19 protein-coding genes and 1 tRNA gene are annotated in these 26,380 nt (G+C 56.1%); 9 read left to right on the plus strand and 11 right to left on the minus strand.

Features of this window, described 5'->3' with window-relative positions; all coding sequences use genetic code 11:
- Positions 1 to 42: 42 nt before the first annotated feature.
- Positions 43 to 2,181 carry an ornithine decarboxylase gene (locus tag AC2FAJ_RS12895; RefSeq protein WP_047367413.1) on the minus strand — a complete coding sequence of 713 codons (2,139 nt, stop codon included), beginning with the start codon at positions 2,179 to 2,181 and terminating at the stop codon, positions 43 to 45.
- A gap of 181 nt (positions 2,182 to 2,362) precedes the next feature.
- Between AC2FAJ_RS12895 and AC2FAJ_RS12900 the strand changes: the two genes are divergently transcribed.
- From AC2FAJ_RS12900 to AC2FAJ_RS12910, 3 genes are all read left to right on the plus strand, one after another.
- On the plus strand, positions 2,363 to 3,076 hold the full coding sequence (locus AC2FAJ_RS12900; RefSeq protein WP_028014391.1) for a DUF554 domain-containing protein: 714 nt from the start codon (positions 2,363 to 2,365) through the stop codon (positions 3,074 to 3,076).
- Positions 3,077 to 3,171: 95 nt separating this feature from the next.
- Positions 3,172 to 3,247 (plus strand) — tRNA-Phe (locus AC2FAJ_RS12905).
- Between the two features lie 519 nt (positions 3,248 to 3,766).
- The gene (locus AC2FAJ_RS12910) at positions 3,767 to 4,585 is read left to right on the plus strand and encodes a DUF4225 domain-containing protein (RefSeq protein WP_485454216.1); all 819 of its coding nucleotides are present in this window, start codon (positions 3,767 to 3,769) and stop codon (positions 4,583 to 4,585) included.
- Here the strand turns inward: AC2FAJ_RS12910 and AC2FAJ_RS12915 are convergent.
- From AC2FAJ_RS12915 to AC2FAJ_RS12925, 3 genes are all read right to left on the minus strand, one after another.
- A complete protein-coding gene (locus AC2FAJ_RS12915) occupies positions 4,563 to 4,889 on the minus strand; it encodes a hypothetical protein (RefSeq protein ID WP_045630641.1) in 327 nt (108 codons plus the stop codon). The two genes, AC2FAJ_RS12910 and AC2FAJ_RS12915, sit on opposite strands and share 23 nt — an antisense overlap.
- A 401-nt stretch (positions 4,890 to 5,290) precedes the next feature.
- Entirely contained in the window at positions 5,291 to 7,078 is a 1,788-nt protein-coding gene (locus tag AC2FAJ_RS12920) for a hybrid sensor histidine kinase/response regulator (protein ID WP_485454217.1), read from the minus strand.
- Positions 7,075 to 7,707, minus strand: a complete 633-nt coding sequence (locus tag AC2FAJ_RS12925; RefSeq protein ID WP_048957273.1) for a response regulator transcription factor — start codon at positions 7,705 to 7,707, stop codon at positions 7,075 to 7,077. The genes AC2FAJ_RS12920 and AC2FAJ_RS12925 overlap by 4 nt, the downstream gene beginning before the upstream one ends.
- 175 nt (positions 7,708 to 7,882) lie before the next feature.
- On the opposite strand from AC2FAJ_RS12925, the gene AC2FAJ_RS12930 reads away from it, so the two are divergent.
- Together AC2FAJ_RS12930 and AC2FAJ_RS12935 are read left to right on the plus strand one after the other, a co-directional pair.
- The gene (locus AC2FAJ_RS12930) at positions 7,883 to 8,197 is read left to right on the plus strand and encodes a lipoprotein (RefSeq protein ID WP_028014394.1); all 315 of its coding nucleotides are present in this window, start codon (positions 7,883 to 7,885) and stop codon (positions 8,195 to 8,197) included.
- Positions 8,198 to 8,311: 114 nt separating this feature from the next.
- Positions 8,312 to 11,329, plus strand: a complete 3,018-nt coding sequence (locus AC2FAJ_RS12935; RefSeq protein WP_485454218.1) for an autotransporter outer membrane beta-barrel domain-containing protein — start codon at positions 8,312 to 8,314, stop codon at positions 11,327 to 11,329.
- Positions 11,330 to 11,390: 61 nt separating this feature from the next.
- Here the strand turns inward: AC2FAJ_RS12935 and AC2FAJ_RS12940 are convergent, their stop codons facing one another.
- A complete protein-coding gene (locus AC2FAJ_RS12940) occupies positions 11,391 to 11,918 on the minus strand; it encodes a helix-turn-helix domain-containing protein (protein ID WP_045260784.1) in 528 nt (175 codons plus the stop codon).
- 673 nt (positions 11,919 to 12,591) lie between these two features.
- Here AC2FAJ_RS12940 and pgaA point away from each other — a divergent pair.
- Genes pgaA through pgaD form a run of 4 tightly spaced genes read left to right on the plus strand, consistent with a single transcriptional unit; the run spans position 12,592 to position 18,731 of the window.
- A complete protein-coding gene (pgaA, locus tag AC2FAJ_RS12945) occupies positions 12,592 to 15,030 on the plus strand; it encodes a poly-beta-1,6 N-acetyl-D-glucosamine export porin PgaA (protein ID WP_485454219.1) in 2,439 nt (812 codons plus the stop codon).
- 8 nt (positions 15,031 to 15,038) lie between these two features.
- Complete coding sequence (pgaB, locus tag AC2FAJ_RS12950; RefSeq protein WP_485454220.1) at positions 15,039 to 16,976, plus strand: poly-beta-1,6-N-acetyl-D-glucosamine N-deacetylase PgaB; 1,938 nt, start codon at positions 15,039 to 15,041, stop codon at positions 16,974 to 16,976.
- A complete protein-coding gene (gene pgaC / locus AC2FAJ_RS12955) occupies positions 16,969 to 18,300 on the plus strand; it encodes a poly-beta-1,6-N-acetyl-D-glucosamine synthase (protein ID WP_485454221.1) in 1,332 nt (443 codons plus the stop codon). Before pgaB ends, pgaC begins: the two co-directional genes overlap by 8 nt.
- Positions 18,297 to 18,731, plus strand: a complete 435-nt coding sequence (gene pgaD / locus AC2FAJ_RS12960) for a poly-beta-1,6-N-acetyl-D-glucosamine biosynthesis protein PgaD (protein ID WP_045260787.1) — start codon at positions 18,297 to 18,299, stop codon at positions 18,729 to 18,731. Before pgaC ends, pgaD begins: the two co-directional genes overlap by 4 nt.
- 54 nt (positions 18,732 to 18,785) lie before the next feature.
- Here pgaD and gss read toward each other — a convergent pair whose 3' ends face one another.
- From gss to AC2FAJ_RS12990, 6 genes are all read right to left on the minus strand, one after another.
- Positions 18,786 to 20,648 carry a bifunctional glutathionylspermidine amidase/synthase gene (gene gss / locus AC2FAJ_RS12965; protein WP_485454222.1) on the minus strand — a complete coding sequence of 621 codons (1,863 nt, stop codon included), beginning with the start codon at positions 20,646 to 20,648 and terminating at the stop codon, positions 18,786 to 18,788.
- A gap of 117 nt (positions 20,649 to 20,765) precedes the next feature.
- Entirely contained in the window at positions 20,766 to 21,737 is a 972-nt protein-coding gene (locus AC2FAJ_RS12970) for an ABC transporter ATP-binding protein (protein ID WP_188245706.1), read from the minus strand.
- Positions 21,734 to 22,711: an ABC transporter ATP-binding protein gene (locus AC2FAJ_RS12975; protein ID WP_485454223.1), complete on the minus strand. Its 978-nt coding sequence runs from the start codon at positions 22,709 to 22,711 to the stop codon at positions 21,734 to 21,736. Before AC2FAJ_RS12975 ends, AC2FAJ_RS12970 begins: the two co-directional genes overlap by 4 nt.
- The gene (locus tag AC2FAJ_RS12980; protein ID WP_188245708.1) at positions 22,704 to 23,549 is read right to left on the minus strand and encodes an ABC transporter permease; all 846 of its coding nucleotides are present in this window, start codon (positions 23,547 to 23,549) and stop codon (positions 22,704 to 22,706) included. Before AC2FAJ_RS12980 ends, AC2FAJ_RS12975 begins: the two co-directional genes overlap by 8 nt.
- Positions 23,550 to 23,553: 4 nt before the next feature.
- Positions 23,554 to 24,507 (minus strand): ABC transporter permease, encoded by a 954-nt coding sequence (locus AC2FAJ_RS12985; RefSeq protein WP_028014405.1) that lies wholly within the window; start codon positions 24,505 to 24,507, stop codon positions 23,554 to 23,556.
- Positions 24,508 to 24,551: 44 nt separating this feature from the next.
- Entirely contained in the window at positions 24,552 to 26,141 is a 1,590-nt protein-coding gene (locus AC2FAJ_RS12990) for an ABC transporter substrate-binding protein (RefSeq protein WP_045260792.1), read from the minus strand.
- Positions 26,142 to 26,380 lie beyond the last annotated feature (239 nt).

Below are 26,380 nucleotides of genomic sequence, written 5' to 3' on the forward strand. Positions count from 1 at the left end.
AAGTATTGTAGGCCCGGTAAGCTTGCGCCACCGGGCCTACGTTCAGACATTCAATACGTACCCATACAGCCGCTTAATCCCGTCCGCATCCTTCTCGCTGTAAACGCCCTGCAACTCCGGCGAGAAGCCCGGCAGCATATTAATGCCTTCTTCCAGCGCCAGGAAGTAACGCTGTACCGCCCCGCCCCAGACTTCTCCCGGCACCACGCAAAGCACGCCTGGCGGGTACGGCAGCGCACCTTCGGCGGCAATGCGCCCTTCAGCGTCACGAATACGCACCAGCTCCACGTTCCCGCGAATGTACTCCTGGTTGGCATCCTGCGGGTTCATCACTACGGCGGGCAGGCTCTCCTGGCGGAACATCGCCTTCTGTAGATCCTTCACGTTAAAGCTGACGTAGAGATCGTGCATCTCCTGGCACAGTTGACGGATCGTGTAGTCGCGGTAACGCACCGGGTATTTTTGGTAGATGGTCGGCAGCACGTCAGCGAGCGGCGTGTCGTCTTCAATATGCTGCTCAAACTGCCCCAGCATCGCCACCAGCTGCGCCAGCTTCTCGCTGCTTTCGGCAGGCGTCAGCAGGAACAGGATCGAGTTGAGGTCGCACTTCTCCGGCACGATGCCGTTTTCGCGCAGATAATGGGCGAGAATGGTTGCCGGAATGCCGAAATCTGTGTAGTGACCTGTTTCTGCATCAATGCCCGGCGTGGTCAGCAGCAGCTTGCACGGGTCGACGAAATACTGCTCGCTCGCATAGCCCTCAAACCCGTGCCATTTGGCCCCCGGCTCGAAGCTGAAGAAGCGACGCTCGCTCGCGATGACCTGCGTGGGGTGATCCTGCCATGGCCGCCCCGCCACCACCGGCGGAATAAACGGTTTGATCATATGGCAGTTGGCGATGATGGCCTTGCGCGCCTCAATGCCCAGCTCGACGCACTCCGCCCACAGCCTGCGCCCGCTCTCGCCCTCGTGAATTTTAGCGTTCACGTCCAGCGCCGCAAACAGCGGATAAAATGGGCTGGTGGAGGCGTGCAGCATAAACGCGTTGTTCAGCCGCTTGTGCGGACAGAAGCGCGCCTGACCGCGGATGTGGTTATCCTTTTTATGGATCTGCGACGTTTGCGAGAACCCGGCTTGCTGCTTGTGCACCGACTGGGTCACGAAAATACCCGGATCGTTCTCGTTAAGCTCCAGCAAGAGCGGGGACGTTTCCGCCATCATCGGAATAAATTGCTCGTAGCCCACCCACGCGGAGTCAAAAAGGATGTAGTCACACAGATGGCCGATCTTGTCGATCACCTGGCGGGCGTTGTAGATCGTCCCGTCGTAGGTACCAAGCTGAATGATCGCCAGGCGGAACGGGCGGACCTCGTCGGCCTTTTCCGGCGCCGCCTCGCGGATCAGATCCCGCAGATACGCGTCATCAAAGCAGTGCTCGTCGATCCCGCCGATAAAGCCAAACGGATTGCGCGCCGCCTCAAGATACACCGGCGTGGCGCCCGCCTGGATCAGTGCGCCGTGGTGGTTAGATTTATGGTTGTTGCGGTCGAACAGCACCAGGTCGCCGCGGGTCAGCAGCGCGTTGGTCACCACCTTGTTGGCCGCCGACGTGCCGTTCAGCACAAAGTAGGTTTTGTCCGCGTTGAATACTTTCGCCGCGAACTTTTGCGCGTGCTTGGCGGAGCCTTCGTGGATCAGCAGATCGCCCAGCTTAACGTCGGCGTTGCACATGTCGGCGCGAAATACGTTCTCACCGAAGAAATCATAGAACTGTCGCCCTGCCGGGTGTTTTTTGAAAAAAGCCCCGTGCTGGTGGCCCGGACAGGCGAAGGTGCTGTTGCCCATCTCTACATACTGGCTCAGGGTATCGAAAAAAGGCGGCAGCAATTCCTCTTCGTAACGGCAGGCGGCGCTCTCCAGTTCCAGAAACTCCTGAGCTTTACCCGAGATAATCGCCGTGACGCCATCAGGCACCTCTCCAGGCTCTTGCGAGAACATAAACACCGGTAGCTGAAAGCCCGTACGCTTCAGCAACGCGAGAATGCCGCTGTAGCTTTCAACAACGGTAATGACGACTGCCGCCACATCGGTGAAATCGGTGTTATCCAGCGTCACCTTTTCACGGTGCGTAGAAACTTTGGATACCAGCTCATGGCTGACGGCAATTTTCATGGTTTTCATAAGCGCAAATACCCTCACCGAGCGGTGAGACAGGGAGGAGAAAATTCGCGCAATCATGTCACCTTTTATTTTCACGCGCAAGAAGGAATCAGTATGCACGAAACCACCCAAAGCTAAGGCTCGCGCAGCCCTGACGTGCCATAATAATGCAATATCAATGATTAAATAACAGGAGTTAACTGTGGTTATCGGGCCATTTATTAACGCCGGAGCCGTATTGCTGGGCGGCGTACTGGGCGCAGTGTTGAGTCAACGGCTGCCGGAGCGTATCCGTTCATCCATGCCCTCTATATTCGGCCTGGCATCCTTAGGCATCGGCATCCTTTTAGTGATCAAATGCGCCAACCTGCCCGTCATGGTGCTGGCTACACTGCTCGGCGCACTGATTGGCGAGTTTTGCTATCTGGAAAAAGGCATCAATAGCGCGGTGGGCAAAGCCAAAAACCTGATTGCCCGACCGGGCAAGGCGAAACACGGCACGCACGAGTCGTTTATTCAGAACTACGTCGCCATCATTATTCTGTTTTGCGCAAGCGGCACCGGGATTTTCGGCTCGATGCAGGAAGGGATGACGGGCGACCCAAGCATATTGATTGCTAAAGCGTTTCTCGATTTCTTCACCGCCACCATTTTCGCCACCACGCTCGGCGTTGCCGTTGCGGCGATTTGCGTGCCGATGCTGCTGATTCAACTCGCGCTTGCCACCTGCGCCACTTTGATTCTCCCGCTGACCACGCCAGCGATGATGGCGGACTTCACCGCCGTCGGCGGCCTGCTGCTGCTGGCGACGGGCCTACGTATTTGCGGGATCAAAATGTTTGCCGTGGTGAATATGCTGCCCGCATTACTGCTCGCCATGCCGCTCTCTGCACTCTGGACGCACTTTTTCGCTTAAGATTGCGGCGAAATGGCGAGAGATTGCGCAGTCTGTAACGAAAACAACATTTTTCGTTGACGGCAACGGGCAGATCGGGTTTAATGCGCCCCGTTGCCCGGATAGCTCAGTCGGTAGAGCAGGGGATTGAAAATCCCCGTGTCCTTGGTTCGATTCCGAGTCCGGGCACCACTTATTTATAACCCTCGCTTCGGCGGGGGTTTTTGCTTTCTGAGTCAGCAACTCGTTGTTTGAACAGTAGTTACCCCCTTATCTCTCCTCCGGCCCCGCTTCCCGGTGGTACAACTGGCGTGTTTACCGCCTTTACCGCCACACAGAAGCAGAAAAACCTGACCTTCACCGATCTATTTGAGCATTACAAATGCACATATCAACTGGACAGAGCCCGACAGAGCGGCATCACATATCCGTGATTACACCCCATCGGCTAACTGTTTTATTAGATTGATTGGTGGTAAATCCATCCGGGACATCCTGAAAAGTGACCTGTCGGCGTTACGTACACTGCTGGAACAGGCCCTGGCTAACCGCAGTAAAGTAGGCCGAGGAACGAAGCTGTAAAAAGCGACTTCTACTTCAGACACCGTAACCACATTGCTACTATATTGTGTGTGCGTTGGCAAGCATGGCTGTCAGGGGGGCGTTTATCAGTCTAAGCAGAGGCCGGTAAAGCAATTGAGAGGAACTACAATGGATGCAGCATTACTTAACATGATGCGCTCAGGTGGAAGAAATAAAGCCTGGGCGGAAACGATGGTGAATATGGAAGCCAGGAAACTGGTAAATACAGCCAACACTCTGTCGGCTTTTCATCTCAGCGATAGTTTGACTCGAATGAAGTTCGTTCAGGAAATTCGGGACCTCATAGAACTTCAGTTTACGTTAGCTCGTCAGGCTAAATCAGATGAAGAATGCATGGAATGCGTTAAAATTCTCAGAGAAGAAAACACTAACCTGCTGGAACAAGCGCGTTTATTAAGAACGAAGGCAGCGAAGCTTTACGCTAAAGTCGAGTTTATCCGAGAGAATAACAAAATTGTTGGGTATGTGATCTCGGCTGTTAGTGTTGTCCTGGCCGGTGCTGAAATAGCCGCAGGATTTACCCTCATAGGCACTATGACCCCTCTCGGGGTTCTTGCTGGTGCGATTCTGGTTACTGACGGGGCAAACAGCATCAGTAAAGAAGTGGCTCGCTACGCAACTAACAACACTACCAGTGAAGGGCTGGTCGCGAATGCCGCGATGTCTACAGCTGAGTTTATGGGCTTTAGTCGTGAGAATGGGTTAGGTGTCTACAAATCAATTTCACTGGCCGCTAATGCGTACACCATTTTTGGCTTGTTACGGCGACCTGGTACCTGGCGACTGTTTCGTTATCTACCTGCTGACTATTACCGAAAGGTGAGCACACTGAGCCGCCCGCAGCTTACAATGAAAATAGCGGGTTATGGCGTGAAAGCTAAGATTATTTTTGATCTGTTGTCCGTCAGCGACCCGTCCCAGAATTAGTCAGCATTTTACGATAACGCCAGGATTTGTAGCCAAGTTTTGCTGGCGTTATATACCAGATGAAAGGTAGTACAATCAATAACGTGAGTGCTAGTGTCAGGCTTGTATCCTTGGATGCAAGTAAAAGAGTTAAAGCCAGTATGATGAAGGCAATAATAGTTATCCACTTCATAGCCTTAAAACGATTGGCCAGATCATGAGTTACGCTATCAAACGAACCACCGTAATTTTCAATATTGTTTTTTAGCTTTTGAATATCTCGTTTGCTAAAACCTGATTTTAAAAGTGCCTCTTCGCTGGTCATTCTGTTATCCGTCCCATAACTCACTGAAACCTGTGACGAAGTTTAACTTAATTTGGCGGATAAATCGCTACCTGACGATATTCGTCAAATTTATATATATCAACGAGTTGAAGATATCTTAGAGTATACGCTCGAAAACTGACATTATTGCCCACTGCGGAACTTCGCTGGTAGCAACTCTAATGACTCCTTCGGGGCCGTTTCCAACATCTCCCGCCCTGCCCTGTAGAAGCAACATGCAGATCACCACAGGAGGCTGAATCATGCACGATGAAATCATTAATCAGGCCCGCGAAATCCTCCCTCAGCGGCTCAACCATACCGACACATTGGCATCACAGCAGGACACCGCGAACTATCTGGCCCTACAGTGAAGCGCAATGCTGCTATTATCTATTCCCCTATCCACGACACCCCGACCACTGCGTCAGCAGCGCATGCAGTTTAGCCGGCTCCAGAGGTTTGCGCAGCACCAGATACCCTTCCTGCTCCGCCTCCAGCAGAACAGGCGAATTAAACTCGCCGCTGACCATCGCGCCGCTCATGTCCGGCAGACGTTCAAAAAGCGCTTTCAGGATGTCAAAGCCGCTTTCGCCGGATCGCAGGCGCTGGTCGCACAGCACGGCGAACGGGGTGAAGCCGTCGTCGATGATGGCGAACGCTTCTTCAGCGGAGGCCGCGCAGCGCACGTTGATTCCCCAAACGCTCATCAGGCTCTCCCAGGCTGACGTCACCAGCGGGTCGTCATCGACGACCAGGCAAGAACCGCGCAGCGGCGCATAGCGTACCGGCGCAGAGGCGTTGTTATCGGCGGGCGGGGTGTCCGTCTCGATCTCTTCGCCAGCATATTGAGTGAAGCGCATCCAGAAGCGTGAGCCTTTACCTTCTATGGATTGCATCCCGTACTTCACCTTCATCAGCCTGGCACAGCGGGCAACCACGGCGAGGCCCAGCCCGTGTCCGGCGCTGTCGATCTTCCAGGCCAGTTCGGGGCGGTAGTAAGGGGAGAAGATTTTACCTTTCTCGTCATCAGCGATACCGACACCCGTGTCCCACACCTCCACCAGGCACTCGTCACCGCGCGGTCGGATGGCAACCAGCACGCCGCCCTGCTGCGTGTAGCGAAGGGCGTTTTGAATCAGGTTAATCAGCGATTGTCGCACCAGCAGCGGGTCGCCCATCACGTGGATGCGGCGTTTGGGTCGACGGGTGGACAGCCTAAGTGCACGGCTGTTGGCCTCTTCGCGAAACAGCGTGATCACCGAGTCGAGCAGAGCGCCGATGTCCACTTTGGTAGGGGCTGTGAGCACTTTTCCGGATTCAATCTTGCTGAGGTCGAGCAGAGAATTGAACATCAAATGCACCGAGCGAACGCTCTGCTGCAGGTCAAGCAGCTGGGGCGTCAGGCTGCAGTCCCGGTTTCGGTGGATAATCGCTTCGATCAGAAAGCCCATGGCGTGTACCGGCTGACGCAGGTCGTGGCTGGCTGTCGTCAGGAACTGATTTTTATCCAGCAGCGCCTGCTCCGCTTCCTCTTTGGCCTGACGAAACTGTTCTGCCAGGCGTGAGCTTTTTTCCTCAAGCAGCGCTTGCTGAATAAAGTACGCGTGCGACGTTAATGCATGGCGGTAAATGGCGAAGCCGTACAGCAGGTTCAGCATCAGCACAATGAATATCAGCTCGTCCAGCCGCCAGATGATGCCGATATTCAATACTCCCCAGGAGGCGAAGAAAAAGCACGTAAAAGTGCTGATGACTGGCGTCAGATGCGTCGCATTGGCGGCGACGATGGCGGCAATACTGATATTAAGGAGCAGGAAAAAGTCAAAGTTCTGCGTCTGCGGAGTAATTAAATAGAGAGATGAAATCCCCAGCCCGTGAATAAAAGCGATCTTATTTATGCGCGGAAGCCAGCGGCGCAGGACGTCCTCTTCATCATGCTCTTTCACTTCGCGCTGGTAGCGTCGGTGCAATATGCGGATTGCCACGGCACATAGCAGGTAAATAATTATCCAGATAATGGTTGGGCCAAGTTCATCGCCCAGCAAATAGATCCAGATGGCAAAAGGAATACCGACAAATGGCACCGCGCTAAAGCTGAACACCAGCCGCAAAAAAGTGTTGTTTAGCAAACGGATCTGCGCGGGAGATGAGATACCATCTTTCTGTAAGCTCTGGAAAAACCTCATTCTGATGATTCCCGCTTGCCATGCAGAAGCGTGATGGCTTCGACCCGGCTGTTAACGCCTATCTTTTTCAATATATTGCTGATGTGTTCTTTGACCGTGGGCTCAGAAATTGAAAGCTGCGCGGCGATTCGTTTATTTGGCAGGCCGCGCATAATCATATTTAAAACGTCTATTTGTCGCGGCGTTAAGTTAAATTTACTTAACTTCTCATTATTCGATTCAACGGGAAAATCGTTTCTCTCAGGAAACCAGGTCAGATTATCAAGGAGTGCACAAACGGCCCGTGAGAACATTTCAGGCGGTTCGCTTTTCAATACAAATCCGTGTCCCCCGGCGGCGTGAACTTTCTGCCAGATGTCATTATTGTCGTCCCCGCTGACCACCAGGAACCGTACCTGTGGGTAATGTTGTTTTACTTCTTTGAGTAATTTCAGTGCCGTTCCGGACGAAAGCCAAAAATCGATGACCAGCAAACGCGGCGGGCCATTATCCCTAATTTGACGGTAGCAATCTTCCTCATTCGTCACCACGCTCGCCTGCTTAAAATGGCAATGTGAAATCAGAAAATTAGCGATGCCGCTTGCTACCAATGGATGGTCATCAACGACCAACGCATAATTCTGCCCCAAAGGATCCTCCTTTTACCTTCGCATATCTGAGTGTACAGATGAATTATTATCTACCCACCCTACTTTAGGAGGGTTTTTTCGATTAGGAAAGGGAAATATATTATTCGCTGATTTGGGTAATTGAAAACATAAATACAATCAGTGAAATTAACTGATTGGATATCAAGGATAATTTATGAAAAAACCACTCATCTTTTTAAGCGTTACGTTGATGCTCGCCGGTTGTTCCACGCTAAAAACCGATCAGGCTATTCCACTCCTGCAGGCCGAGACCGCTAAAATGCTGGGGCTGGGCTCATCGGATGAAATAACCGTGACCAATGTTAATGGCGCCCAGCCGGACGCACTGGGAGGGCAAAAACTGTCTTATCGCGCTACGACGGAAAAAGGGCGTATTTTCGATTGCTCATCAATGATGATGCCGGGGATTTTAGGATCCGCCCCGACGCTCAGCGCACCAACCTGTACCCCTGTTGTCACGCATAAATAATTAACGGCAAATGAAAAGGCGTACATAAATAACGCCTTTTATATTTTCTGACGTATCTGAGTTTTCATAAAAACGATTTTCCAGACATCACGCTAATGAGTACGGAGATAGCCCGTGAATAACTCTACATCGCATGCTTTAGCGGTTAAGACGCCGCTTTCCAGACTTTACCTCGCTCTATTTTCCGCGCCACTGTTACTGCTTTCACCTGCCGATTTCGCGCGTGCAGCCGATGCCATTTTTGATGGCGAGGCGCGTATAACCGAAACGCTGGGTTACACCGGAGATGTTTACGTTGGACGTAATCAACCCGGAAACCTGCTGATTGATAATGGCAAAATCACCGCCTATAACATCAACATCGGTCGGCTGTTCGACGGCCAAATTTATGAAAGCGTGGTCACGGTCCGTGGGCCAAACGCTGAGCTTAACGCAGTCAACGATCAGTACGTCCTGCGCGGCGACCTGAATCTTGGCCTCGGCACCCTGCGAGTCGAAGAAGGCGCGCTGGCCAGCGCAAAAGAAATTGTTGTCGGCACCACCCGCGGCTACGACAGCCACCTTATCGCCACTGGCGCCGGCTCTCGCGTGACCAGTAATTTTCTCAGCGTAGGTACCGATCTGGGGGCACGCTCCACGCTGGCGATTGAAGACGGCGCGGCGCTCAGCACCGCCTACGATGCGCGCATCGGCAACGGTACCGGGCCGGGTGAAACCGACACGCTAAGCCCGAAAGCCACCGTCACGGGGAGCGGCTCACAGTGGAACGTTGGCCGTACGTTGACGCTATATGGCGACCTGGACGTGCTGAACGGCGGTGCGGTTAACGTTGGCGGCGTGCAGGTGGCGGGCGTCTCCGGGGCAGGTAAAACCGCCGAGCTGGTTATTGCGGGCAAAGACTCGCGCTTTACCAGCGGCAGCAGCGTGAGCGTGGGCGATTATGGCAATGGCGTGCTGTCGGTGATTGACGGCGGTTCATTTTCCGCTGGCAGCAATACGCTGATCGTGGGGACCTCGGGTTCCGGCTCGAACCGGGGTGCGCTCATTGTCGGCAGCCGCGGCAATATGGACACCGGCACGGGTTTAACTGAGCCAACGCTTGGCACAGCGGGCGGCGCGGGTACTCTTGATGCGAATACGGCAATCAGCCTGCGCGGCGGGCTGTTCGGCAGCTATGTCTACTTCAACCATACCGACGAAAATTACGTCTTTAGCAACAAGATGAGTGGCGAAGGTGAAGTGATCAATACTTCCGGGCAGACAACGCTGAATGGCGATCTTTCAGCCCTTCAGGCGAACGTGACCGCGCGCGGTGGCAAAGTCATTATCGCCAGCAACATCAACACCCAGCCAGAAGACGATATTTTTGATATTCAGACTCTTAGCGCCGAGAACGGCGGGACACTGATCCTCAACGCGACGGCGGGATCCGACGTTAGCGACGGGCTGGGCTACAGCAGCGCCGCCTCAATCAAGGCCGGCGGAACGCTGGGAGGGAACGGCACGCTGGGCCAGACCGAGATCCTTTCCGGCGGGCATATCTCGCCAGGGGATGGCGATATCGGCACGCTGACGCTGAAACGTTATCTGAATTTTGTGGGTGACTCTTTCTATGACGTCGATATCGCCGGAGATGGCCGCAGCGACCAGCTGCTGGTCGCAGGCAAAACGACCATCAGCGACCGGGCTCAGGTACAGGTCACTGCGCTGGATCCGCAAACCAGCTACAAAACGGGCCAAAGCTACCGCATTTTAACCTCCGACGGGGGAATTGACGGTCAGTTCGCGGGGGCGGTGTCCAAATCCGCCTTCCTGGACGTGGCGCTCAACCAGAGCACCAACGCCGTCGATCTGACTATCGCGCAGAAAGAGACCGGCGGCGAGAATCCGGGAGGCGAAAACCCGGGAGGTGAAAATCCAGGAGGAGGAAACCCAGGAGGAGGAAACCCTGGCGGTGAGAACCCGGGGGGAGAAAACCCTGGCGGTGAGAATCCGGGCAGCGGCAAGCCGGGGATTTTCCAGACCGTCGCCAAAAGCAGCAACCAGTGGAATACCGCCGGCGCGCTCTCCACCCTGACGCAAAGCGGCCCGTCGCTGGCGCTGTATAACTCGCTGCTGGTACTAAGCGCGGCGGAAGCGCGCGAGGCGTTCAACCAGCTGTCCGGTGAAGTTTATCCGTCAATGCAGTCCAACCTGATCGCCGGCAGCACGCAGGTGTTTAACGTCTTAAACCAGCGTATGCAGCGCGCGTTTGATAACGACAGCCTGCCGATACCACCGTTAGCGATGTCGCTGGTGCAGCAGCCGGAGCCGCAAAACAATGGCGTCTGGGGCCAGACCTTCAGCTCCTGGAGCCGAAACGACGGCGACGGTAACGTGGGCAAGCTGGACGGCAACACCACCGGCTTCCTGCTGGGGGCAGATCGCAAGCTGGCGGATCATAACGTGCGTGTCGGTGGCTACTTCGGCTACAGCCGCGGTGATTACGACGTCGACAGCCGTCGTTCCTCAACGGATACCGATAACTACCACCTTGGCCTGTATGCGGCGGGTCAACAGGATGCGTTCTCTCTTCGCGGCGCGCTGGGTTACACCTGGCACAAGATCGAAGGCGAGCGCAGCGTTGATTTCAGCGGCTTCTCGGATCGGCTGAAGTCGGATTACGACGCCAACTCGCTGCTGGCATTCACCGAAGCGGGCTACCGCTTCGGCCAGCCTGATATGAATATCGAGCCGTTCGCCAATTTATCGTACATTCGACTGCATACCGACAGCTTCAGGGAAGACGGCGGTGCCGCCGCGCTGAGCGTAAGTAACGAAACGATGAACACCTTCTACTCCACCCTCGGGGTGCGCGGTGTGACCGAGCTGCCGAAGAACGTGAACCTCTACGGTTCGTTGGGCTGGCAGCACGCCTATGGCGATAAGAATACCTCTTCGCGCATGGCGTTTGCGGGCAGCGACGCGTTCATTACTCAGGGGCAGGCCGTGGATGAGGACGTGATGGTGGGTGATATCGGCGTGAGCGTACAGCTGTCGCGTGCTGCGACGCTGGATGTGGGTTATCAGGGGCAATATGGTGCGGATACCCGCGCCAACTCGGTTAACGCTAATCTGCGCTGGTCGTTCTGAATTATTTCCAGTAAAAGAACCCGCCCTTGTGGCGGGTTTTTGCTTTTAGGCTCTCAGGAATTCAGGGATCGTTCCCAACCGCGTCCAGCAGTTTGTTTTTAAAGATAAACAAACACGCCTCGTTGAAGTTCTCCGCCCCCAGGCGTTCCGACAGCGCTGTCCGCTTGCGATAGAGGCTCTTCACCGACGTGTTCAGCTCATCGGCAATCGCTTCCATCGACATCCCTGCCCTCAACAACCGCAGCATGATCGCTTCGTGCGTGCCAAGCCGTAAGTTAAGCAGCCATTTGGTGGTCAGACGCCTGCCCTTCATATTGAGCACCAGGTTAAATAACGATGCCATATCCGGCGCCGTAAGCGACGTGTTCATAAACAACTTCATACTGAGTAGATTCTCCTCGCGATGTCGCATATCCAGCATAACGCAGCAGATCGTTTTTTTTGTTCTGGCCGGATGGCGTATCAGGTAATCATATAAACGGAGCGGAGAACGGCTATCAATCAACACAGAATATTCATCTGCACCGTTATCAAATATGTTTCTGTCAATCGAGTCGAGCAGGATAATATCCGGGAAAAATAGCCTCATCCCCCTGACAAGATAGCGATCCTGGGTCACTAACACTATTGAAGTTGCCACTAACCATCCCTTTTAGATTAAAGCAAGAGCGCACCTTCAGAAAGAAGGCCGCCTTCGTTTTATAGCGCTGTAATATTAACGACAATATGTATTCTGGCGTTGAACATCCCTCAATACAGACATTGATGAGTAAGACTTCCTGTAGACTTTCATTCAATGGCTGGCGTTAATTATAAATAAAAAACAATCGCAGAAAAGTCACTTCGATGAACATTAAGACTTTTTGTCATGAAACTTCCCAAACATGCACCAGAAAGTACTTTAATTGCTACAATAAAACCTCGCCGGGAATATAAACAAACTCAAAAACACCTAAATAAATTACATTAATATCAAGTAGTTACAAATACACACTCAATTCAAAATAATCACAAAAGACATCTCATTCCAGAATTATCCCAAAACTACCCCTCTGCTTTTCACCATATTTATCCGGCAACATATCAGGTGTACATTACCTTCCACCCAGTTTCCAAAGAGGAGGTTCCATAATTACCTTAAAGTAAGTACCCCATAACGTTACTGCATTCAGATTTAATGTTCTCATTTATGGCCTTTAACGCAGAGTTAAAAGGCGGCCGTGTTATGCAATGGATTCATGATAAACAAATGGCAAATAGATATGGAAAGATCGCTTCGCTTCAATACGTTATTCTTTTATCGCGCCCCAGGATTATTGTTTCTGCTATTTCTGTTTCCTGTTCTCGTTCAGGCAACGGAATCCGTTTATGAGCAACAGATTCAACAGGCACGTAACGGTAATTACACGCCGTTTCTCAATTATCTTCAGCGGTATCAGCAACAGCATGCTCTGACGCCCGAGCAAGTAGCGGACTGGTTACAGGTGGCTGTGTGGGCAGGTCGTAATGACGAGGTGATTCAGCTCTGGCAGCGCTATGGCATTTATATGCCGCTGCCCGCTCGCGGCGTTGCGGCTGTCGCGCAGGCCAGAAGAGATCAAAAAGCGTGGCAGCCTGCCTTATCGCTCTGGAAAGAGGCGCGTAGCCTTGCGCCACATAATGACGATTATCGTATCGGTTATATCAAAACCCTGGCCGATGCCCGCATGGATACGCTCGCTCTGCAGGAAGCCCGCCAGCTGGTGACGGAGGATCCCTCTCCGGCGCATCTTCAGACGCTCTCGTACGTCTGGTTACGCCAGGGAAAAAGCTGGGATCGGCTTTTAGCGGACACGCGCGCGCTGACCCTTTCGCCGGAGAATAACGCGCTCCTTAGCGAGTTGATTGACGCGCTAACGGATAACCGGGTGAGTACTCCCGCGCTGATGCTGTCACAAAGGGTAACGCTGACCCCCGCGCAGCGCCGCCGTCTGGAGCTTAATGCCGCCGCAGAATGGGTTCGCCTTGCCGACGTGCCTGGCAGAACGGAAAAGGAGCGCCTGCAGCTGGCGCAAACGGCACTGAATCGTTACGACGCCCTGCTTTCACGCTGGCAACACGAACCGCAGGCAGCGGAAGACATCATCCTCGCCCGTATCGACAGGCTGGGTGCGCTGTACGCGCATGGCGATTACCCGCAGGTCATCCGTGAATATCAGTCGCTGACGGAGGCGCAGCATCCGGTGCCGGGCTGGGCCATCGGCTGGGCGATCTCCGCGTATCTGCAGGAGAAAAACGCCACTGCCGCCTTCTCGCTGCTGCAACACTATCCGCAATACGCCGCCGATCCGCAGGACGAGGAGCATGCGCTTTTTTACGCCTGGCTGGACACGGGGCAGTATCAGGCCGCTCGCCAGTACGTTGAGCGCCAGACCCGCAGCGTTCCGTGGACCCGCTACGATTTCGGCTCGCCCACTCCGCAGCCCAACGATCGGTGGCTTACCGGGCAGTCGCTCAAATTTAACTATTTGCTCTCAACCAACGCCCTGCCGGACGCGGATAAGCTGGCGCACCGTCTGGCCACAACGGCGCCGGGCAATCAGGGGCTGCAGATTGACTATGCCACTCTGCTTCAGGCGCGGGGCCAGCCGCGCGCGGCCGAGCAAACGTTAAAAAGGGCGGAGGCGCTGGAGCCATCTAATCTGGAGCTGGAACAGCAGCAGGCTTACGTCGCCATGGATCTGCAGGAATGGCGACAGATGGATTTACTGGCCGACGACGTGCTTGCCCGCGCGCCCGTTGCTCGCAGCGCCAGGCGTCTGGACAGGCTCAGAACGGTGCATCACATGTCCGAGCTGCGCCTTAACGCGAGCAAGGGCTTGCACTCCGATAACCCCATCAGCGGGACGCACGACCTGAACGGGGATGCCACGCTCTATGGTCCACCGGTAGCGGATAGCTGGCGGCTGTTTGCGGGTACCCGCTATGCGCAAGGTAATTTCGATGAAGGCAAAGGCACCAGCCGTCACCTCCTGGGCGGCGTCGAGTGGCGTCCTCGCGACCTTCAGCTCGAAGCCGAGGTATCCAGCAACCGCTATCACGGTGAAAACAAGCCGGGTGCTAGCCTCTCAACCACGTACTTTCTAAATGATAACTGGCAGGTCAGCGGCAGCCTTGAACGCTTATCCCGCACCGCGCCGCTACGGGCATTACGCAACGGGATTAGCGCTAACCGGGGTGAAGGCGGGATCCGCTGGTATCAAAACGAGCGCCGTGAGTACCAGTTCAGCGCCGCCGTCAGCCGCTTCTCAGACCATAATCGCCGACAGGAATACACCCTTACGGGTAAGGAGCGTCTCTGGCAGACCCCGACCCTGACGCTGGATCTTGAACCGGGGATCGCCGCCAGTAAAAACAGCCTGCGGGACACGCTCTATTACAACCCGGCGCGGGATCTGTCCGTGACGGCCGCCCTGTCCGTGGACCATGAGATGTACCGCCATTACGACACCCTCTGGAGCCAGCAGTTGGTGGCGGGAGTCGGCAGCTACTGGCAGAAAAACCAGTCCGTTGGCGCCATCGCCCTGCTGGGCTACGGGCAACGCGTCCAGTGGAATAACGTCATTGATACCGGCGTGATGCTGAACTGGGATAAACGCCCTTACGACGGCAAACGCGAGAGCAACCTCTCCGTCACGCTTGATGCGACTTTACGCTTTTAAGGATGAATATGCTGAACACACGTTTTTCCGTGAGCCTGATCCTCATCGGCTGGCTCTGCCTCAGCGCGAGCGTCTGGGCGCAGGCGATCTCGTTCGTTGCGCCCAGCGAGCGGCCGCAGCCGGAGGCGAGCAAACCCTGGCCGCAGAACCAGTTTCTGGTGCTGGCCTACCACGACGTCGAAGACGATGCCGCCGATCAGCGCTACCTCTCCGTGCGCACCAGCGCGCTAAACGAGCAGATTAGCTGGCTTCTGCACAACGGCTATCACGCCATCAGCGTGCAGGACATTCTGGACGCGCATGACGGCAAAAAATCGCTGCCGCCGAAAGCCGTTCTGCTTAGCTTTGACGACGGCTACAGCAGCTTCTACACCCGCGTCTGGCCGCTGCTTCAGGCGTGGAACGTCCCTGCACTCTGGGCGCCGGTGGGCAGTTGGGTGGATACGCCGGAAAATCAAAAAGTTAACTTCGGCGGCCTGATGACGCCCCGCGATCGCTTCGCGACGTGGGACATGGTGCGCGAGCTCAGTCGGTCTCCGCTGGTTGAGATCGGATCGCATACCTGGGCCTCGCATTACGGCATCGTCGCCAACCCGCAGGGCAGCCGCGAACCGGCCATCGCCAACCGCTTTTATGATAAAGCGACGGGGCGCTATGAAACTGACCAGCAGTTCAGCCAGCGGATCGGCGATGACGTCCGCAAGGTGACGGAGAAAATCGCGCAGGTGACGGGCAAAGCGCCGCGCGCCTGGGTCTGGCCTTACGGTGCCGCCAGCGGTACGTCGCTCGCCATCGCCAGGCAGCAGGGCTACCGGCTGGCCTTTACCCTGGAGGACGGACTGGGTGACGTGCGCAATCTCGGTAGCATTCCCCGTTTGCTGATCGCCGGCAACCCCTCGCTCAAAGCGTTTGCCAGTTCGGTCAGCCGGGTTCAGGAGCGCGATCCCGTGCGCGTGATGCACGTCGATCTCGACTACGTTTACGATCCCGATCCGGCTCAGCAGACCCAAAACATCAACAGGCTGATCCAGCGGGTCTACGACATGAAAATCAGCCACGTCTTCCTGCAGGCGTTTGCCGACCCGCAGGGCGACGGCAGGATCAGGGCGCTCTATTTCCCCAACCGCCGGCTTCCGGTCCGGGCCGATCTCTTTAACTTCGTATCCTGGCAGCTGCAAACCCGCGCGGGGGTGAAGGTCTATGCGTGGATGCCGGTGCTCTCGTTCGATCTCGATCCTGCCCTGCCGCGCGTGCAGCGCCGGGACGATCGAACCGGCCAGCTGCGCGAGGCCAATGAGCCCTACATCAGGCTTTCACCGTGGGATCCGCAGGTTCGCCTGCAGGTGACGGAAATCTATGAAGATCTGGCCCGCCATGCCAGCTTCAACGGGATCCTGTTCCATGACGATGCGGTACTGACGGACGTTGACGCTGCCGGGCAGGACACGACGCGCCAGAAAAGCCGGAGGCTTATCGGATTTACCCGCGCTCTGAGCCAGGCGGTGAAGCACATCCGCGGCCCGCAGATAAAAACCGCCCGCAATATGTTCGTCCTTCCCATTCTGCAGCCCGAAAGCGAAGCGTGGTTTGCGCAGAATCTCGATGATTTTCTGGCGGCCTATGACTGGACGGTGCCCATGGCAATGCCGCTGATGGAGTCCGTTCCGGCGAACGAGAGCAATGCCTGGCTGACGCGTTTGATCAAGGCCGTCGCCGCGCGGCCCGGCGCGCTGGATAAAACCATTTTCGAGCTGCAGGCCAGAGACTGGGAGCAGAAGCCGCAGCGCGCCGTCTCCGACAGTCAGCTTGCGGCGTGGATGCGCGTCCTCCAGCTGAACGGCATCAAAAACTACGGCTACTACCCTGACGATTTCATCAATAACCAGCCTGATATCTCGCGCATCAGGCCCGTCTTTTCTTCCTACTGGTACCCTGACAATGACTGATCGCATAATCGCCTTTTCAATTTTGTGTCTGGTATTCGGGCTGCCGTTAGGGGTAGCCGCCCTCTTTACCGGCGAGCTGATTCTGGATTTTGTCTTCTTCTGGCCGCTGTTTATGTCCGTGCTCTGGGTCACCGGCGGCCTCTATTTCTGGTTTCAGCTTGAACGCCGCTGGTCGTGGGATAAAGACACGCCCGCCCCGACGCTCGCCGGCGAGCCGCTCATCTCAATTCTGATCCCCTGCTTCAATGAGGAAAGAAACGCCAGAGAGACCATCAGCGCCGCGCTGGCTCAGCGGTACGAGAATGTAGAAGTGATCGCCATCAACGACGGCTCGTCTGATAACACCGCGCAGGTGCTGCAGCAGCTGGCGCTGGAGCAGCCGCGCCTGCGGGTGATTAACCTCGTGGAGAACCAGGGAAAAGCGGTGGCGCTCAAAGCCGGGGCGGCGGCGGCCCGGGGCGATCTGCTGGTCTGCATTGACGGCGACGCCCTGCTCGACCGCGACACCGCGGCCTATCTGGTCGCGCCGCTGATTCAGTATCCCCACGTCGGGGCGGTTACCGGGAACCCGCGCATTCGCACGCGCTCCACGCTGATTGGCCGCATTCAGGTTGGCGAGTTTTCGTCCATCATTGGGCTCATCAAGCGGACGCAGCGGATCTATGGCCGGGTCTTTACCGTCTCCGGCGTCATCGCCGCCTTTCGCCGACAGGCGCTGGCGGACGTCGGGTACTGGAGCCCGGACATGATCACCGAAGACATCGACATCAGCTGGAAGCTCCAGCTGCGCCACTGGGATATCTTTTTCGAGCCGCGGGCGCTGTGCTGGATCCTGATGCCGGAGACGCTGAAGGGCCTGTGGAAGCAGCGTCTGCGCTGGGCACAGGGCGGCGCGGAGGTATTTCTGGTGAACCTGCGCAAGATGGTGCGCTGGGAGCATCACCGCATGTGGCCCCTGTTTCTGGAGTACGCGCTGTCAACGCTGTGGGCCTTCGCGTATGCGATAACGGTGCTGCTGTACATCATCAGCCACGTCGCGCCCATTCCCGCCAGGCTGACTGTTGAAACCCTGTTTCCCCCGGCGTTTACCGGGCTGCTGCTGGGCGTGATGTGCCTGCTGCAGTTCCTGGTCAGCTTGTACATCGAGCGGCGCTATGAGCGCAAGGTGGCCAGCTCGCTTTTCTGGGTGATTTGGTTCCCGATGGTCTACTGGATGATTGGTCTGTTCACCACCCTCGTCGCATTTCCAAAAGTCATGCTTAAACGTCAGCGCGCCCGCGCGCGCTGGATCAGTCCGGACAGGGGAAAAGGAAGCCTTCAATGAATGAAAATACCTTAATTTTGACTGAACATCGGTTGCTGCCACGACTTTTTGATGCCGCGTTAACCGTGGTGGCGTGGGGCGGGTTTCTGTTCTTCCTGTATGCCAGGCTGTGGATGCAGTTAACCGAGGAGAGCGACCACCGGTGGAGCGTGATTATTGCCTCCTTTAATACGGTGTTGATTTATTTGCTGTTCGCCGCGCTCAACGGCTGGCTGCTGATTTTGTGGTATCAGTACAACCGCCGCCGCGCGAACGTAAGACGACGTCAGCCGGGCTTGTTGCATCATGACGAACTTGCCCGCAGCTTTAACGTCTCACCGCAGCTCATCTCGGAGATGAGCCAGCACAACCTGCTGACGGTTTATCATGACCAGATTGGACGCATCATCGAACTGAAAACCAGCGCGCAGCAGGACGAGGAAGCGCAGTAACAAAAAGCCCCCACAGAGAATACCCTGCGGGGGCTTTTTTAGCGCAGATGCACGTTACTTATCCTTGAGTACAATCAGCGGCTCGATATCGCTCTCTTTTTTCACCACCAGCGAGTCATCACCGCGCAGGCAGGTCCCGCCGTAATTTCCGCCCACGGTAAAGGTACAGACCTGAATGTACTTGCCGTCGACGTTTGGCAGGCACCACAGCTGCTGGTAGATATTTTTGCGGTCAACAAACTTGCCGCTGGATTTATCCAGCAGTTCGTCCTGGGCGCTGATGAGATCGATATTGCTGCCGCAGCGTCCGGCAATCGGCTTGACGGCATAGCCGGTCTGCTTCAGCAGGTCGTTAACCTCAAAATCGGTGTCGAGCAGGTAGCGGTGATTCGGGAACAGCTGCCACAGGACCGGAAGAATCGCCTTGTTGCCGGGAATAACGGTCCACAGCGGTTCAAAAACCAGCACCTCCGGGCGCAGCAGAACATCAATCAGGCGCACTTCGCCCTCAGGATGCCCGGTGCGGATCGGCACGGCGGCGTATTCGGTTTCGCTGACCTCGCGGATCTGCTCTATCGCCGTCTCCCACGCCCAGGTTTTCCACACGCAGTTGACGTGACGACCTTCGTCGTCAATCAGCTGTCCGGCGCCATCCCAGCTCAGCGCCTCCAGCCCGTGCAGGATTTTGGTCTCGAACCCGGCCTGCATCAGCGAGCGCTGGATAAAGAGCGCGTGGTAGTCCTCCTCGACATCGTTGTCCTGCATGATGTGAACGAACGGCCGCGCGTGGCTGTGCTTCCATGCGCCGGTCAGCTCTTCAAGCAGCCCTTCCGCCGGGTTGTGCCCGCTGCCGCGATAGCCGTTTTTGACCCACTCTTCGAGGATCAACCCGCCTTCTGTGTGACAAGACGCTGAGTCGGCATTGTATTCGTAAACCTTAATGCCGCGCTCATCCATGCAGAAATCCATACGACCGGTGATCATATGGTGGCGACGCCATTGCCAGGAGAGGCGCAGGCGCGGCCAGAGGATTTTCGGGATGTCGAACAGCGCCAGCAGATTGTCGTCTTTCAGCACCTTGTCCGTCGCGTGCAGGTACATCAGGTGCAGTTCGTTGGTGGCCTTGATCAGCTCCTGCTCGGCGCTTTCGGTGACGGTGAAATACTGGCAGGGATCTTTGTTGATCACATGGCCGTTCGCTCGGATATACGCCTGCTGCAGCGCGTCATTTTCGTTCAGCCATTTTCCGTCGAACTGACGTTTGTTTTTCAGCCGCGCGCCGCGGATTTTCAGCAGTTCACCATCCGGTTCAGGCTGGGGAATGCTGTGCTCCGTGTCGTCCGTCTGGATCATCCAGCCGAGAATTTCGGTATCGCTGAAGGTGTCATGAAGGGTATAGCAGCCGTTCTCCACGGTCATGCGCAGCTCGCGCGTCCACTGCTGCCCGAGCGGCAGCGGCGAGTGAATCACGTTTTGCTCCGCAATACGCACCTTATCGTCCAGAAGCTGGGTGATCACCGCCACGTGGCCGGTCTCATGAAACTCGCCGCCTTTTTGCCAGATCAGTAGCGCCCCGGCGCGCGGTGCGCGCTTCGAGCCGTTGGCAAAAGCCTGAAGGGGCAGAATGTTATCGTTCACCACCTGGCGCAAAAAGCGCAGGGAGAAGATCTCCCACGCCATGCCGACGTCGGTAAACACGAAGCCATAGTTGAGGAACAAGAAACGGCGGGCAAACTCAACGCACTGCCACTTGTGGCCCATGTATTCGTTGCCGATATAGCTGCGAAAGTCCGCGTCTTCCGGGTAGTTACGCGGGTCCAGACTGCCGTAATTTGATGAGTAAATCGCCACGCCACCGGGCGCATAGCCTAACAATGTCCCGAATGGCGCATCACTGCTTAACTTTCCTTTACGCATGTATCCAACCTAAAACAGGCAGGCGGCAATTTTTTGAAGGGTTGTCGTCGTCTGCACGTTGTAATTAACCTGACAGAGGAGCGTTTATCATACACCTGCGCGACGCGTGAATAACATTTAAAACAACCAGCATGCCGCGAAATGCCCTGGCGCAATCTCCTGCATCGCAGGCTCCTGCGTCTGACAAACCGGCATGGCGTGCGGGCAGCGGCTGCAGAACTTACAGCCCGGCAGCGCGGACGTGGGGCCTGGAATGTCGCCGCGCAGGGTGGCGTCTTCGAGATTGCGGATGCGCGGATCGGGCTGGGGAACCGCCGCCAGCAGCGCGCGGGTGTAAGGGTGTGCCGGGCGCTGATACAGTTCATTCGCCGGGGCCACCTCTACCAGTTTGCCGAGATACATCACCCCAATGCGGCTGGAGATATGGCGCACCATGGAGAGATCGTGGGCGATAAACAGATAGGTTAGCCCCAACTCCTGCTGCAGGTCCTGCAAAATATTCACCACCTGCGCCTGCACCGATACGTCCAGCGCCGAGAGCGGCTCATCGCACAGCACAAATTCAGGATGCACGGACAACGCGCGGGCAATACTGATGCGCTGACGCTGCCCGCCGCTGAACTCATGCGGGAACCGTTCAAGGTGTTCGTGCTTCAGCCCGACTTTGTAGAGCAGCGTTTCCGTCCGTTCTCGCTGTTCTTCGCGGCTGTAGCCGTGGATCTGCATCGGTTCGGCCACCAGCTGTCGCACCGTCATACCGGGGTTGAGCGAGGAGTAAGGATCCTGAAAAATTGCCTGCATCCGCTTACGCAGCGGCTTGAGCTCTTTTTCACGGGCATGGGCGATTGACTGTCCGGCAAAGTGGATCTCGCCCGAAGTGATATCGAACAGGCGCAGGATGGCGCGCCCGAGGGTGGATTTGCCGCAGCCGGACTCCCCCACCAGACCAAACGTCTCGCCAGGCTGGATATCAAAGCTCACGCCATCAACCGCCTTCACGGCCACGCCTTTACGCAGCAAACCGCCGCTAAGCGGATAGTGCTTGCGCAGTTCGCGCACGCTCACTAATGGCGCCTGTTGTTCACTCATGCCTGAATCTCCTTATCGGCCCATAGCCAGCAGGCGGCGCGATGGCCCTCTCCGGTGGTGTAAAATGCGGGCTGTCGTTCACACTGGGGCATGCGTTTCGGACAGCGTTCCGCGAACGGACAGCCCGGGGGCGGGTTAAGCAGGCCAGGCGGCGCGCCTTCGATGGGCGATAAACGTTGGTTGACCTCATCCGGGCGCGGCAGCGAGGCCAGCAGCCCCTGGGTGTAAGGATGCGCAGGACGATAAAAAATGTCTTCCACGCTCCCCTCCTCCATCACCAGCCCGCCGTACATCACCACCACGCGGCTGCAGACCTGCGCCACCACGCCGAGATCGTGGGTGATCAGCAGAATCGTGGTTCGGGTCTGCTGTTGCAGGCTTTTCAGCAGGCGCAGGATCTGCGCCTGAATGGTCACGTCCAGCGCGGTGGTCGGTTCGTCGGCAATAAGCAGCTTCGGGCTGCAGGAGAGCGCAATGGCGATCATCACCCGCTGTCGCATCCCGCCGCTGAACTCGTGGGGATACTGGTCGTAGCGGCGTTCCGCCTCGGCAATGCCTACCTGTTCCAGCATGGCGATCGCCGCCGCTTTGGCCGCTTTTTTGCTCAGCCCTTTGTTACGCATCAGGATCTCAGCCATCTGCTTGCCGATGGTCAGCACCGGGTTCAGGGCGGTCATCGGATCCTGAAAAATCATCGCGATCTCGTTGCCGCGAATGGCGCGCATCTGCGCGGGCGTTTTCTGCGCCAGATCGTCATTCTGGAAGCGAATGCTGCCGCCGGTTATCCGTCCGTTGCTCCCCAGAAGCTGAATGATCGACTTACAGGTGACGCTTTTCCCGCAGCCCGACTCGCCGACGATACCGACGAGTTCGCCCGGCTGAACCTGAAAGCTCACGCCGCGCACCGCGTGAACCTCGCCCTCGCGGGTGCGGAACGTGGTTTGCAGGTTCTCAAGCGCTAATAAGTTACTCATCGCGATTTGCTCCCGGCTCAAAGGCGGTACGGAACACATCGCCCAGCACGTTAAAGCTGAACACCGTCAGCAGGATCAGAATGCCGGGGAACATCGCCAGCCACGACGCTTCGCCAATATAAGACTGGGCGTTGTTAAGCATGCTTCCCCATGATGCCGCCGGTGCCTGCACGCCCAGCCCTAAGAAGCTGAGCGTAGACTCCATCAGAATGGCCGAGGCGATATTCAGCGTGGCCGCCACGATAATGGTCGGCAGCACGCCGGGAATGATGTGGCGCACGATAATACGCAGCGGATGCGCTCCCGACGCGCGGGCATAAAGCACGTACTCGCGCTCTTTCACCGATAGGGTTTCAGCACGCACCAGACGCGACATGTTCATCCACGTCAGCAGGCTGATAATCAGAATGATGTTATCCACGCCCGGCTTGAGGTAAGCATTCACCACCAGCAGCAGGAAGAAGGCCGGAATGGCCATCAGGATATCCACGGCGCGCATCATCAGGTTATCCAGCCAGCCGCCAAAATAGCCGCTCACCGTTCCTACCACCGTGCCGATAAGCGTGGAAAAGAGCATGGCAAGAAAACCGACCATCAGGGAGATCTGGCCGCCGTACAGCGCGCGGGTAAAGTAGTCGCGCCCGTATTCGTCGGTGCCGAACCAGTGCGCGGCATCCGGCGGCAACGTGCGCGCGCCGAGCGCCATCCGATCTGGATCGTACGGACTTAACCCCGCACAGAACGCGGCGACAACGAAAATAAAAAGCACAAACAGGGAGAACTGCGCCGGACGGTTGCGGCGCAGCTGGTGACGAACCTGCTGCCAGCGTCTGCTCATCCGGTTACCTCAGCGTACGAATGCGGGGATCGGCGAAGCGATAAAGCACGTCGGCGATCAGGTTACCGACGATCAGCATTATCGACGAGAGCATGATGATCGCCATAATCAGCGGGTAGTCCAGCGAGGCGATCGACTGGATCCCGAGCAGCCCCATCCCCGGCCAGGAGAAGACGCTTTCCGTCACATAGGCCCCCACAATCAGCTCACCGAACGACAATCCGAACAGGGTGATCACCGGCAGCAGCACGTTTTTCAGCACGTGGCGGAACAGAATGCTGGAACGCGTGGCGCCGTAGGCCAGCTGGGTCTGCACGTAGTCGGCCGAGAGCTGCGAGATGGTGTTGGAGCGGATGTAGCGTACGTAGCTGGAAAGATTATAAAACGTGAGAGCAATACACGGCAGCACGCCGTGGCGCAGCAGATCCAGCGCATTATCTTCCATGCCGATGGTACGCATCCCCATGCTGGGGAACCAGTTAAGCTGCACGGCAAAAACGGTGATGAGCAAAATGCCGAACCAGAAAATCGGTACCGAGATGCCGATATAGGCAAACAGGTTCAACAGGTGATCCAGCCAGCGGTGCTTAAATGCCCCCGCCAGCAGCCCCAGCGGGATCGCCAGCACGATAGCCATCAGCAGCGACGCCCCCATCAGCCCCAGCGTGGCCGGAATGCGTTCGCCGATCATCTCCAGCACCGGGCGGTGGTAAATCAACGAATAGCCGAGATCGCCCTGCAGGACGCTTTTCAGCCACAAGACGTACTGCGTGACCAGCGGCTTATCCAGCCCCAGGCTCTGGCGAATTCGCTCAATATCTTCCGGCGCCATACGCGGCGTGATGTACGCGGCCACGGGGTCGCCGGGCGCGAGCTTGACCAGCAAAAACGCCACCAGCGAAATAAAGAAAAGCATCGGCAGCAGCTGCAGCAGCCGACGCGTGAGGAGTGTGTTCACGACGTCCCCTTAAAAGGCCCCGATCTTACGACCGGGGCAACAGCCTATTTTTGATAAATTTTTGACAGATCCTGGAACAGATAAACCGGCTTCGGCTCCGCTTCCTTCGTGCCGCCGAAGCGTTTATCCACGGCGACGGTCGCATTGGTGTAGGCGATCGGGTAGTAGGTCATCTCGTTCGCCACGGTCTGCTGAATTTGCTTGTAGATATCGGCACGTTTCGCGGCGTCGGTTTCCACGGCACCTTTATCCCACAGGGCATCAAACTGCGGATTTTTGTAGTGCGCGTAGTTATAGGCTTCGTTGCTCATGAATAGCGATTTGTAACCGTCCGGCTCTGCTCCCATAATGTAGCCGCCCAGGTTCAGTTCCCACGCGGTGTTGTTCATATCAAGACTGCGCTGAGACATGGCGTTGGAGTCCAGCGGCATCAGCTCCACGTTCACCCCAATGCCCTTCAGCGCCTGCTGAATGTAGAGCGCCATGCTCTCCTGGGTTTTGTTGGTGTTCACATACGCCAGGCGTAGCTTGAGATTATCCGGCGCGCCGGACGTCTTCAGCAGGTCTTTGGCTTTTTGCAGATCGAATTTGTACTGTTCAACGTCATCCGTCTTGTAAAGCGTATCTGGCGTCAGGAACGAGGTTGCTGGTTTAGCGTAGTCCAGCGAGGTAAACGCGGTCTGGGTTAGCTCGTCTTTGTTGATGGCGTACGCGATGGCCTGACGCAGCGCTTTGCTCTTCATCACCGCCACGTTCTGGTTGAACGTCATATAGGCCAGACGGCCTTCCGGATAGACCACGAAGTCAAATTTCCCGGTATTTTTCAGGCGGTTCACATCCTGCGGGTCAACCATCTTGAGGTTGATTTCACCGTTTTGCAGCGCCAGGTTGGCGGCGTTGCTGTCTTTGGCGAAACGGTAGGTGACGGAATCGAGCTTCGGTTTGCCGTTCCAGTAATCGTCGAAGCGCGTAAGGGCGTAATACTGACCGGCGCGATACTCTTTAAATTTGAACGGCCCGGAACCGACCGGCGCATCGTTTTTGGTGCTCTTTTCCAGGTCGCCTTCACCGGCGAACACGTGCTGCGGGATCGGGTAGATCTGCACCAGGGTGCCGGTAAAGGCCGCGCTGACCTGCGGTAAGGTGAACTTAACGGTGCGCTCATCAACCTTGCTCACTTCAACAGGCTTGCCGCCGTAGGTAAACATGCTGCGGAAGAAGCTGTGCTGTTTGGCATCCAGCAGCTTATTGAAGGTGAAGACCACGTCGTCCGCCGTCAGCGGCTGGCCGTCCTGCCATTTTAGGTTGGGTTTTAGCGTCAGGGTATAGCTCAGGTTGTCGGCAGAAGGCGTCAGGCTTTCCGCCAGGCCCCACTCAATGTTGCCGTTATTAAAGCTGTACAGCGGGGCATAAAGCGCCTGCATGATGGTTAATGTTGTGCGGTCGCTGGCGTAGAGCGGATTAACGGCTAACGGGTCGCCGGAGGTAATCCCTATAATGAGCGAACCGCCCTCTTTTGGCGCGTCGCTTTTTGCCGCCGCGGCCGAATTTGTCTCTTTATTTTTCGCATCATCACAGCCCGCCAGGCCTAACGCGAGCGAAACGACCACTGCCGATAACAGAAGCTTGCGCATCTCACTAACTCCTTGCCTTATAAAGTGTTTATTACTGCATCTTTTATTTATGTTGAAGCATCATATTCAGCTTTAGCGGTTTACGCATTAATTATGAAAATGCGATTTTCGATTAAGCTTATGCCGGATTTGATATATATAAGCAGCAGAAGGAATAGCGGTTAATTGCTTGCGCTCACAACGTTAAACGCTTCACAAATCTCCTGCTACACTGCCTCAACACATCACTAAAAAGGCAG

The sequence above is a fragment of the Enterobacter cloacae complex sp. 385G4 genome (assembly GCF_057320665.1).

Coding starts and splice junctions, on each gene's coding strand:
- AC2FAJ_RS12895 (WP_047367413.1), bottom strand. CDS start 2,181: ATGAAAACCATGAAAATTGCCGTCAGCCATGAGCTGGTATCCAAAGTT.
- AC2FAJ_RS12910 (WP_485454216.1), top strand. CDS start 3,767: ATGGATGCAGCATTACTTAACATGATGCGCTCAGGTGGAAGAAATAAA.
- AC2FAJ_RS12915 (WP_045630641.1), bottom strand. CDS start 4,889: ATGACCAGCGAAGAGGCACTTTTAAAATCAGGTTTTAGCAAACGAGAT.
- AC2FAJ_RS12920 (WP_485454217.1), bottom strand. CDS start 7,078: ATGAGGTTTTTCCAGAGCTTACAGAAAGATGGTATCTCATCTCCCGCG.
- AC2FAJ_RS12930 (WP_028014394.1), top strand. CDS start 7,883: ATGAAAAAACCACTCATCTTTTTAAGCGTTACGTTGATGCTCGCCGGT.
- AC2FAJ_RS12940 (WP_045260784.1), bottom strand. CDS start 11,918: ATGAGGCTATTTTTCCCGGATATTATCCTGCTCGACTCGATTGACAGA.
- pgaA (WP_485454219.1), top strand. CDS start 12,592: ATGGAAAGATCGCTTCGCTTCAATACGTTATTCTTTTATCGCGCCCCA.
- pgaB (WP_485454220.1), top strand. CDS start 15,039: ATGCTGAACACACGTTTTTCCGTGAGCCTGATCCTCATCGGCTGGCTC.
- pgaC (WP_485454221.1), top strand. CDS start 16,969: ATGACTGATCGCATAATCGCCTTTTCAATTTTGTGTCTGGTATTCGGG.
- pgaD (WP_045260787.1), top strand. CDS start 18,297: ATGAATGAAAATACCTTAATTTTGACTGAACATCGGTTGCTGCCACGA.
- gss (WP_485454222.1), bottom strand. CDS start 20,648: ATGCGTAAAGGAAAGTTAAGCAGTGATGCGCCATTCGGGACATTGTTA.
- AC2FAJ_RS12970 (WP_188245706.1), bottom strand. CDS start 21,737: ATGAGTGAACAACAGGCGCCATTAGTGAGCGTGCGCGAACTGCGCAAG.
- AC2FAJ_RS12975 (WP_485454223.1), bottom strand. CDS start 22,711: ATGAGTAACTTATTAGCGCTTGAGAACCTGCAAACCACGTTCCGCACC.
- AC2FAJ_RS12980 (WP_188245708.1), bottom strand. CDS start 23,549: ATGAGCAGACGCTGGCAGCAGGTTCGTCACCAGCTGCGCCGCAACCGT.
- AC2FAJ_RS12990 (WP_045260792.1), bottom strand. CDS start 26,141: ATGCGCAAGCTTCTGTTATCGGCAGTGGTCGTTTCGCTCGCGTTAGGC.